The 10,580-nt window shown below is 43.6% G+C and carries 8 protein-coding genes and 2 rRNA genes; 2 read left to right on the top strand and 8 right to left on the bottom strand.

Annotated features, from left to right (window positions below; genetic code table 11):
* Nucleotides 1–288 precede the first annotated feature (288 nt).
* The 5 genes from HY064_17240 to HY064_17220 all read right to left on the bottom strand — a co-directional run bounded on the left by HY064_17240 (nt 289) and on the right by HY064_17220 (nt 5,844).
* Nucleotides 289–1,272: an SDR family oxidoreductase gene (locus tag HY064_17240; GenBank protein MBI3512408.1), complete on the bottom strand. Its 984-nt coding sequence runs from the start codon at nt 1,270–1,272 to the stop codon at nt 289–291.
* Nucleotides 1,273–1,286: 14 nt separating this feature from the next.
* The gene (locus HY064_17235) at nt 1,287–2,795 is read right to left on the bottom strand and encodes a hypothetical protein (protein MBI3512407.1); all 1,509 of its coding nucleotides are present in this window, start codon (nt 2,793–2,795) and stop codon (nt 1,287–1,289) included.
* Between the two features lie 78 nt (nt 2,796–2,873).
* The gene (locus HY064_17230) at nt 2,874–3,410 is read right to left on the bottom strand and encodes a methyltransferase domain-containing protein (GenBank protein MBI3512406.1); all 537 of its coding nucleotides are present in this window, start codon (nt 3,408–3,410) and stop codon (nt 2,874–2,876) included.
* Nucleotides 3,407–4,717, bottom strand: coding sequence for a UDP-glucose/GDP-mannose dehydrogenase family protein (locus HY064_17225; protein MBI3512405.1), 1,311 nt, complete (start codon nt 4,715–4,717; stop codon nt 3,407–3,409). Before HY064_17225 ends, HY064_17230 begins: the two co-directional genes overlap by 4 nt.
* Before the next feature lie 11 nt (nt 4,718–4,728).
* Nucleotides 4,729–5,844 (bottom strand): DegT/DnrJ/EryC1/StrS family aminotransferase, encoded by a 1,116-nt coding sequence (locus HY064_17220; protein ID MBI3512404.1) that lies wholly within the window; start codon nt 5,842–5,844, stop codon nt 4,729–4,731.
* 74 nt (nt 5,845–5,918) lie between these two features.
* On the opposite strand from HY064_17220, the gene HY064_17215 reads away from it, so the two are divergent.
* Both HY064_17215 and HY064_17210 read left to right on the top strand, forming a co-directional pair.
* Nucleotides 5,919–6,734 carry a hypothetical protein gene (locus tag HY064_17215; protein MBI3512403.1) on the top strand — a complete coding sequence of 272 codons (816 nt, stop codon included), beginning with the start codon at nt 5,919–5,921 and terminating at the stop codon, nt 6,732–6,734.
* A 17-nt stretch (nt 6,735–6,751) separates the two neighbouring features.
* On the top strand, nt 6,752–8,008 hold the full coding sequence (locus tag HY064_17210; protein ID MBI3512402.1) for a 3-deoxy-D-manno-octulosonic acid transferase: 1,257 nt from the start codon (nt 6,752–6,754) through the stop codon (nt 8,006–8,008).
* On the opposite strand, the gene HY064_17205 is transcribed toward HY064_17210, so the two are convergent.
* From HY064_17205 to HY064_17195, 3 genes are all read right to left on the bottom strand, one after another.
* Nucleotides 7,998–9,929, bottom strand: coding sequence for a hypothetical protein (locus HY064_17205; GenBank protein MBI3512401.1), 1,932 nt, complete (start codon nt 9,927–9,929; stop codon nt 7,998–8,000). The two genes, HY064_17210 and HY064_17205, sit on opposite strands and share 11 nt — an antisense overlap.
* Nucleotides 9,930–10,036: 107 nt before the next feature.
* Nucleotides 10,037–10,148: ribosomal RNA gene (rrf, locus tag HY064_17200) — 5S ribosomal RNA — on the bottom strand.
* 75 nt (nt 10,149–10,223) lie between these two features.
* Nucleotides 10,224–10,580 (bottom strand): 23S ribosomal RNA (locus tag HY064_17195); the annotation flags it as partial.

Genomic DNA, 10,580 nt, shown 5'->3' with positions numbered 1-10,580 from the left:
GGCAAATGGAAATATTGCCACAGATTTTCACAGGTTAAAACACAGATTGATTTCAACTTAGGTTCATAGGCAAATGGAAATATTGCCACAGATTTTCACAGGTTAAAACACAGATTAATTTCAACTTAGGTTCATAGGCAAATGGAAATATTGCCACAGATTTCCGGAAATCAGGAATTATTTTTCTGCGTGAGGGATTGCAGCGGTAGCCCACAGCGGATGAAACTTGTCGAGAAAAAAAAACCGGCGAGGACTACAAGCGGAAAGCCCGGCCCGAAGGGGCACGCCCTACTTCTTCCCGAACTCGCGGTGTTCACTTTTGTAAAGCTCTTCCTTCGAAAGATTTTTAAAATACGCATACGTCCGTTTCAATCCTTCTGCACGATCCACTTTCGGTTCCCATTTCAGAATTTTTTTTGCGAGAGAAATATCGGGCTGTCGTTGTCTCGGATCATCCTGCGGAAGATCGCGGTAAACCACTTTCTGTTTTGTTCCGGTGAGTTTGATTATTTCCTCCGCAAAATCTTTGATCGTGATCTCCGACGGATTTCCGACATTGACAGGATTCGAATAATTGCTCATAAGCAAACGGAAAATTCCCTCGACAAGATCATCGACATAACAGAAACTTCTTGTCTGCGTTCCGTTGCCGAAAATGGTGAGATCTTCTCCGCGCAACGCCTGCCCGATGAACGCCGGCAACACGCGCCCGTCATTCAGGCGCATGCGTGGCCCGTACGTATTGAAAATTCTCACGATGCGCGTTTCCAAATTATGATACGTGTGATACGCCATCGTCATCGCTTCCATGAAACGTTTCGCCTCGTCATACACTCCGCGCGGGCCAATAGGATTTACATTTCCCCAATACTCTTCTGTTTGCGGATGAACAGCGGGATCGCCGTAAACTTCCGATGTGGAAGCAACAAGAATTCTCGCCTTCTTCGCTTTTGCAAGTCCGAGAAGATTGTGCGTACCGAGTGAAGAAACTTTTAAAGTCTGAATAGGAATTTTAAGATAATCGATCGGCGATGCCGGTGAAGCGAAATGAAGAATGTAATGGAGATCTCCGGGAACGAAAACGAATTTAGAAACATCGTGGTGATAGAATTCGAAATTTTTATTTCCGAAAAGATGTTCGATATTTTTAAGATCGCCGGTAATGAGATTATCCATCGCTGTCACACGCGCGCCCTCCGCAATAAAGCGATCGCACAAATGTGATCCGAGAAATCCGGCTGCACCGGTAATGAGAACGCGTTTTGAATTCATCATCTGAAATTATTTCACGAAGGTAAGGATTCATTCTTTTTCCTGCGAATTACCGCATTGACGAGGGCATAAAGCGGAAGAAGAAAAAGTATTTTCTGCCACGCAACATAGCGGTACATGACAGGGTGCGCCCAAATGAGAAGAAGAAAACCGGAAATAAGAAAGACCGCGAGCGCCGCTAATATTTTTTTTTCGTTTGCATCGATCTTTAATTTTTTCCGGAAGAAAAAACAAATGAAGAAAACCGGAAACAGCAAAGTGAAAAACAACTGGTAAATGTAATAACCGGATTTTTCAAGCGGCAGAAAAAAATCGCAGTTCACATAAAAGTGATCGTACTTAATTCCGAACCACTTTTTACAAACAGCCGGAACAGCGGCAATATTAAAAGGTGTGATATCATTATGGGGAACAAAAAGCCGTTTGGCATTCGGCAGAATGAAGTACCGGAAATATTTTCCCGGGTATTTCCTGATCAATACAGCAGCATACTTATCATAAACGCAACCGGTGTGTACCCATGTTTTCGTGTACATCTCCGTACTATTGCGATTGATAAAACGCATCAAATTAAAATAATATTTCCCCGGTCCTGAATTATTCCACATGAAATCGGTGTTGAATGTTTTTTCTTCCGTGAAACACGTGTCGCTGAATTTGCGGATGAAATCGTAGGCCTGTTCTGCTTCCTGATCATTCCACTCGTCGGGTTTTATTTTTTCAATGTATGGCAATAAAATACTTGCGTCATTTGCTTTTGCCCATCCGCCGAAAGCTGAAAAAGTATTTTCGCTGAATATTATTTTATTCTCCAGCACATTGCTGAACCACACGCCGGCAAAAACAATTCCGCAAAGAAGCACATGAACAATTATTTTTCGGAAAGGATGGGCGAATAAAAAAACGAGTGAACACGCCGGCAGATACGCGAGGCTCGCATAGCGCACTTTGCAGAGAAAAAAAATAACGACGAGAAAAACTCCGGTCATCATCCATTTGTGCGGCTCCATGAGAATGCGGATGAACAATGTGAATGAAAAAAAAGTAAGTGATGCGCTTAGACTGTCGCTGAGCAGCCAGGTGGTCATGTGCAGATCAGTGAAATTAAAAACAACGAGGAATAAAAAAATGCGGAACATCCATTTGGATGCAGGAGGAAAAAATTGCCGAACCGTGAATGCAAAAAATACCGTAGCGATGATATGAAAACAGAATTGCACCAGGTTGACGAATGCAAGTGCGTGAGAAAAAAAATGAACAGCGTGCAGGAACCACGAATAGCCAACCGGGCGGAATCCGCCGAATAAATTCGCCTGCGCACACGCTACATAGTCGCCCGAATCGGCGGTGATGTGCGTTGTAGGATAGCAATATGCGAGGAGAAAATAAACGGCGAGCGAAAGCGGAAGAATTATTTTCAGTTCCGTTCGTTCATCGTCAGAAAATTTTTCACGAATACTTTTAAAATGCGAAGCAAACCATCCTTCACGCTTCTTTGGTTCCGGATCGAGTTCTGCACTCATCAGTGAAAAGGATTTTTATTTTCTTTCAAACTTTCATTCGAAGGAACACCGGAAAAAAGGGAAAGACAGCACATGGGATCAGTTCCTGCAGGAATAAATAATGGCCGGTGGAATATTGAGCAGTTCGAATTTCCGCTCGACAGAAGAAAAATATTTTTTGATGTCACGGTTGCTGGCCAGCGAATACTGGAACTGAACGTAACGCCCGTGTTTACCGAGCAGGGCTTTCACCTGCCGGATGATACTTCGCACAATTGTTTTTTTGATCACGGCGAGTGGCAATGAAGAAACAACGGCATCTGCTTTTTTCATTCCCAGTTTTTTCAATTCGGCGGTTACATTTTCCGCACCCGTCTCGAGGAGGATTAGGCGTTCATCACTGATCTTGTCACGCACCACTTTACAGCAATCGGCGTCTATTTCAAAACAGATGAGTTTGGAATCTTTCGGCATGCGGCGCAAAATCTCTTCTGTAAAACATCCGTCACCGACGCCGAATTCAACCACCGTTTCCGTACTGGAGAAATCGATCTCGTCCAGCATCTTTTTGATCAGGTGCGGGGAACTAGCCGCAACGGCTCCGCGTGTCCGTAATTTTTTGAACCGCCTGATCACTTCACGATCTCCCTTCCTATGCTTGCATAATAAAATCCGAGTTCTTTCATCTGTTCGGGTGAATAGAGGTTTCTTCCATCGAAGATAACTTTGTTTTTCAAAAGCGTGCCCATCCGCTCGAAATCGGGTGTACGGAACAATCCCCATTCGGTGCAGATGACCAGTGCATCTGCTTTTTCGAGCACGGCATATTCGTCCATACCATAATCGATGCGGTCGCCGAGAATTCTATTCACGTTGTCCATCGCTTCCGGATCGTATGCTTCGATCGACACTCCTGCTTTCAGCAATTCTTCAATGATGTAGAGAGCGGGTGCTTCACGGATATCATCGGTGTCGGGTTTGAATGCAAGTCCCCACATTGCTATTTTTTTTCCTTTGAGATCGTGTTTGAAATACTCGCTGATTTTCGGAACGATAACTGTTTTTTGTTTTTCATTGATCTCCATCACGGCATTCAGAATTTTCATTTCCTGTTTCACTTCGCTTGCGGAACGTGCGAGTGCCTGCACATCTTTCGGGAAACAACTTCCGCCATAACCGATGCCCGGGAAAAGAAAACGTTTGCCGATACGATCATCCGAACCGATTCCGATGCGCACCATATCCACATTGGCGCCGACTTTTTCACAGAGATTTGCGATCTCATTCATGAAAGTAATTTTCGTGGCAAGAAAAGCATTCGCCGCATACTTGGTCAACTCTGCCGATTTTTCATCCATGAAAAGGATCGGGTTTCCCTGGCGAACGTAGGGTTTGTACAATTCTTCCATGAGTTTTTTTGCGCGATCACTTCCTGTTCCTATCACCACGCGATCGGGCTTCATGAAATCATCCACTGCAAATCCCTCGCGTAAAAATTCAGGATTCGAAACTACATCGAAATCTGTTTTTGCATTTTTCTTTATTGCGGCGTGAACTTTTTCTGCAGTTCCAACAGGAACGGTACTCTTATCGACGATGACGGTATATTCTTTCAGGATCTTTCCGAGATGTTCGGCAACACCGAGCACATAAGAAAGATCGGCGGAACCATTTTCACCCGGCGGAGTTGGAAGAGCAAGAAAAATAATTTTCGCTTTTGCGACTGCCTCTTCCAGATGAGTGGTGAAATGCAAACGTCCCTGCTTGATATTTCTTTCGAAGAGAAGATCGAGATGCGGTTCATAGATCGGGATGATACCGTCGCGCATCTTCTCCACTTTTTCTGCATCAATGTCCACGCAGGTCACATGATTTCCTGTTTCTGAAAGACAGGTTCCTGTCACCAATCCTACATAACCTGTTCCAACGACTGCAATATTCATAACCAGATTTTTTAATTCGGTAAAAATTCAAGCACGCTGTTCACGATATACTGTTGCGTTTCTGCGCTGAGTTCGGTGTGAATGGGCAATGAAAGAACTGTCGCGCATAATTTTTCCGTGACCGGGAAATCTCCTTCTCTGTAGCGCGGATCGAGAAATGCTTTCTGCAAATGAAGCGGCACGGGATAATACACCATGGAAGGAATTCCTTTTGCTGCGAGATGTTCGCGTAATTTTCCACGATCCACTCCAATCAATTGAAGCGTGTATTGATGAAAGACATGATCGCTGTGTTTCACCCGTGCGGGCGTAGTGATGAATTTATTTCCCGCAAATGCTTTGTCATAAAATTCTGCCGCGCGTTTTCTTGCATCAGCATATTCATCGAGATGCGGAAGTTTTATGCGGAGTACAGCGGCCTGAATATTATCGAGACGTGAATTCACGCCGATCACCTCATGATAATATTGTACACGCTGTCCATGATTGGCAATCATGCGAATCTTTTCTCCGAGCGCTTCATTGTTGGTATAAACTGCACCGCCATCGCCGTAGCATCCGAGATTTTTAGAAGGAAAAAATGAAGTGCATCCGGCATCACCGATCGTTCCTGCTTTTTGTTTTCTTCCGTCACTGAAAGTATACTCAGCGCCGATGGCCTGCGCCACATCTTCGATCACGAATAAATTATTTTTTTTTGCCACCTGCATGATACGTTCCATATCGGCGCATTGCCCGAAAAGATGAACAGGAACAATCGCTTTCGTTTTCGGTGAAATTGCTTTTTCAATTGCTTCAACGTTGATATCGAAAGTTCCGGGATAAACATCCACGAGAACAGGACGCAGCCCGAGAAGAGCGATCACTTCTGCAGTAGCAACGTACGTGAAATCGGCGGTGATCACTTCATCGCCCGGCTGGAGCCCGAGCGCCATCATCACGATCTGCAACGCATCAGTTCCATTGGCACAGGGAATGACCCTTTTCACACCGAGGTATTTTTCGAATTCAGTTTTGAAAGCTTTTACTTCGGGTCCGTTGATGAAAGAGGAGGAGCGGATCACGCGGAGAACAGCATTGTCGATCTCGTGCTGGATCTTTTCATACTGGCCGAAGAGATCGACCATTTGGATTTTCTTCTCTGTTTTTTCCATTAAAATCCGCCGGTGAATTAAGTTGCGAAGATAGTCATTTTGAAGGAATGAACCCGATTTTCTCCAATGGAGCGCATCAAAAAGGTTATCTTTACCGCGTGAGAAAAAATATTTTTCTGCTGCTGATTTTTTCCTGTGCGTTGTGCGTTGTGCGTGCGCAGGTGCATGCGCCCGATTCTGTGCGCCGCGCGTTTGCGATCTCGGCAAATTACAGTTATGAAATTCCCGGCGGTGATCTTGCAAAACGTTTCGGCAATAATATGGCGATCGGTTCCACATTTTCATACAAGACAAAAAAGAATTTCAATTACGCTGCGCAATGGACCTACATTTTCGGGAAAGATGTACGCGAGAACGGAATACTCGACAGCATCATGACTCAGGACGGGCACATCATTGACAAGGAAGGAAAATTTGCTGATGTGCGCATTTTCGAAAGAGGATTTTCTTTCAATCTGAATGCAGGAAAAATTATTACGGTACCCACGATGCTTTCACCGAATCGCAACAGCGGAATTTATTTATCGGGAGGAATAGGTATTCTCCAGCACCGCATCCGCATTATTGATAATGGAGGACGTACGCCACAGCTTACAAAAGATTACCTGAAAGGATATGACCGGCTTACCAATGGAATTGCTTTCAATGAATTTGCCGGGTACTGGTTCATGAGCAAAAATCATTTTTCGAATTTCTACGCCGGGTTCGAGATCACTGAAGCGTTCACGCACAGCCGGCGTTCGTGGGATTATGATCTGAATCGTGCCGACACGCAACATCGTTTCGATATGCTGTGGGGCGGAAGGCTCGGGTGGAATATTCTTATTGCGAAAAGGAGCACGGATAAATATTATTTCAACTGACCGGATGAGGGCGCTGTATTCGCTCAATATTTTTTTTTTACGGAATTGCGATCCGCATCGCAGCATTGTTCAATGAAAAAGCGCGCTTGTGGGCGAGTGGAAGAAAATCTCTTTTTTCAGAACTCGAAAAAAAATTTTCCGCGAATGTGCGCCCGGTGGCTTGGTTTCATTGCGCTTCCCTCGGTGAATTCGAACAGGGGCGTCCGCTGATGGAAAATTTCAGAAAGAAATTTCCGGATCACCTCATCCTTCTCACTTTTTTTTCTCCGTCGGGTTACGAGATCAGAAAGAAATATGACGGGGCTGATGTGGTGAGTTATCTTCCACTCGACACGCAGCGGAAAGCAGAACGATTTATCCGGATCGTAAATCCTTCTCTCGTAGTTTTCATCAAGTATGAGTTCTGGCTTAATTTTCTTTCTGTTCTCCGAAGAAAAAAAATAAAGCATTACCTGGTGTCGGCAATTTTCCGTAATGACCAGGTTTTTTTCAAATGGTATGGTAATATTTTCCGTGAAGCTTTACGAGGATTCTCACATGTATTCACGCAGGAAAAAAAATCGGTTGAACTTCTGAATTCGATCCACGTGTCGCAGCTTACAGTTGCGGGCGATACGCGATTCGACCGTGTTGTTTCGATCGCTGAAGTATTTAAAGAAATTCCACTTGCGGAAAATTTTTCCGGTCCTTCGAAGAAAGTGCTCGTTGCAGGAAGTACCTGGCCTGCCGACGAAGAAAAACTTTTTCCCGCGATAAAGAATCTGTTGCATAGCGGATGGAAAATGATCATTGCCCCGCATGAAACAGGTAAAGATCACATCGATTCAATTGAAATGAATCTGGTGAAAAATGGTGTCGCTGAAAATGAAATGATTCGTTTTTCGAATGCCGATGAAAAAAATATCAGCGGAAAAAAAATCCTGGTCATTGACAACGTCGGGATGCTTTCATCGCTGTACCATTACGGGAAGATCGCTTATGTGGGCGGCGGGTTCGGAAAAAGCATTCACAATATTCTTGAAGCAGCTGTTTATGGAATGCCGGTCATATTCGGCCCATATCACGAAAAATTCCATGAAGCGATAAGCTTGCTTGAGTCGGGCGGTGCATTTTGTGTGAACGATATTTCTGATCTGAAAAAATTATTTGAAAAGCTGGCAGGGGATGAATACTTTCTTACTTCAAGTTCGCTCATCGCAAAAGAGTACGTTGAAAAAAACAAGGGAGCAACTGTGAAGATCATTGGAGAAATAACATCTTCACTCAATCGTTAAACACCCACGACACGCCGAACTTCAGCATCATATCAAATTGAGGATAATGTTCGATGAGATAATATTTCCGGCCGAACCATCCTGCATTCACATGATCAGCTTTCACAAAAACGCGAACAGGTTTCACTTTGAAACTCAGCCACGGATCCAGGAAAACATAATTGCCAATCAGTGTTCTGTTCTGCAATTGGAATTGCGACAGACCCACGTTCCAGGCATCACCATAAAAAGAAGAAGTATAAAAAGCGTCGACGCCTGCCTGGAGACGAAGCGCTGAATGAAAGATCTGCACATCGACATAAAATGATTCGCGGGCAGTAAGAACAGGAAGATGGATCGGCGAATTTTTATTGCAATTATTGAACGACAAAGTTGTTTTTGACCGGATGTGTTTCGTTCCGGCAAGAATGGTTCCGTGAATTTCGAAAGCAGAGAAAGATCCGCTGTACTGCGCCGGCAAAAAATAAAGAGAGTCGAAGTAAAGCGGTTTAAAATAATTATTCCAGGAAACTCCTGCGGTGAAAAAATTATCTGTCGCCTCCTGTTGTTGAACGGCGTTTAATTCAATGCGCGTGAAAGCAGTTTGTGAAAAATCATTTTCCCATCGGTAATGATTTCCGGAATAGTGTGAGTAAATAAAATCCGGGTGTTTAAGCGAGGAGATGACCTGCGAATTGAAAGAAATATTATTGTTGAATTTATCCGTGGAGGCAGCGAGATGAAAATAATAATCTCCCGAATTATATCCGTTGATGGCATAATTTCCATTGATGAGAACAGCATGAATGATTTCTGATCGCGAAAAATAAAAGAGAGCTTGTCCATCAAGGAAAATATTCTGAAAATGTTTGTAGATCGTGTCATTGAAAATCTCACCCGATTCAAAACGCACGCCAGTTTTTCCTGAAAAAATTCTTTTATCGCCGGAATTATTTTTTTTATTGAAGCGTTCCACCCACAATCCGCCGGTGAATTTCCACATGTATGTTGAATCTTTTGTTTGAGCGGAATCTCTATAAACTGCAGGGAAATAACCGGAGAGTGTGTCTTTATCAGAAAAAACAAAACTCTGATCTTTTATACTTAATGTATTCACGATCGCCCAGGAGGGAAGAATTTTTGTTGCGACGTGATCACTATCGTTGGTAGAAATCGTATCAACGATCGAACCGAAGGCCCAATATTGTTTCATCCATGCCTCACGTGAACGCTGTTCTGTATTGGCAGTAGTGAGATAAACCGGAACCAGTTTATTATCGAGTTCTTTTTTATTTTCAAAAGCGGAGTCACTCACGAGTCCTCCGTTCTGGGCATAATTGTCGGCAGTCCAGTAAACATCTGCAAGCAATGCATATCGTCGTCCGGGAGAGCGGTACCATCCATTCAAATCAATGCTGGTGTTATTTGTATTCTGATTTTTATAGGATCCTGTCGACCGTATCCTGTCAAAGCCAAAAGCAACATTGCAATTTTTTCCGAGTGGATGAGCGTGAATGACGCAGATATTATTTTCCTGTTTCTGTCCAAGAATGTATTGAAGTTTTGTGTACGGTTTTTCTGAAGTGTAGAATTTTCTATTGTTCTCGTTGAATCCGAAATTTTTTGTGTGATCGATCCCTCTTTGAAAACCGGCTTCTGAATCCAACAGAAGATTTAATGATCTCTCTGGTGATCCTGAATTACCGAGGGAAGAATTTCTTGCATGATAATTCTGAAAATCGTCCAGATAATTGGTCAAGCGTTCTTGCTTCCCGATATAATTTCCATAGTCGAATGATTCTTCTTTGAAAGAAAAAAAAACGGAAGAATCGGCTGGAACGGTTAGTGTATCTTTTTTTGTGATCGATTTATTCTGTGAGAAGGATGGAATGGACAGTGCGCTAAGAAAGAAAAGAGGAATTCTCAATAATATTTTTCTCACGGTTCGAAGTGTAGTAATTCTGTAAAAATACAAACGTAAGATGTGGGGAGATGTGAAGTAATTAAAAAAGAGAAGCCCCGACTCAGATGAATCGGGGCTTCGTTTAAAACTGGCGACGACATACTCTCCCACCTTGTAGGGCAGTACCATCTGCGATGACGGGCTTAACTTCTCTGTTCGATATGGGAAGAGGTGATCCCCGTCTCTATAGCCACCATGAATTTTTACCAGTTTAAATTTCTGGTTTAAGTTTTTAAAAACATATTGGAAGGAATTACACCAAAAGCGGCGTTCAAAGAAAGACTCAAGAGCAATTAGTACTACTCAGCTTTGACATTACTGCCTTTACACCTGTAGCCTATCAACGTAATAGTCTTTTACGGCTCTTAAGGAAGATCTCATCTTGAGGCGAGCTTCGCACTTATATGCTTTCAGCGCTTATCTCATCCAAACATAGCTACCCTGCGCTGCACCTAGGCGGCACAACAGGCACACTAGCGGTTTGTCCGACTCGGTCCTCTCGTACTAGAGTCAGGTCCCCTCAAATCTCCTACGCCCACAACAGATAGGGACCGAACTGTCTCACGACGTTCTGAACCCAGCTCGCGTGCCACTTTAATCGGCGAACAGCCGAACCCTTGGGACCTTCTC

It is taken from the genome of Bacteroidota bacterium (assembly GCA_016194975.1).
Lineage (GTDB): Bacteria > Bacteroidota > Bacteroidia > Palsa-965 > Palsa-965.
This window is presented reverse-complemented; position numbering and strand designations above follow the sequence as displayed.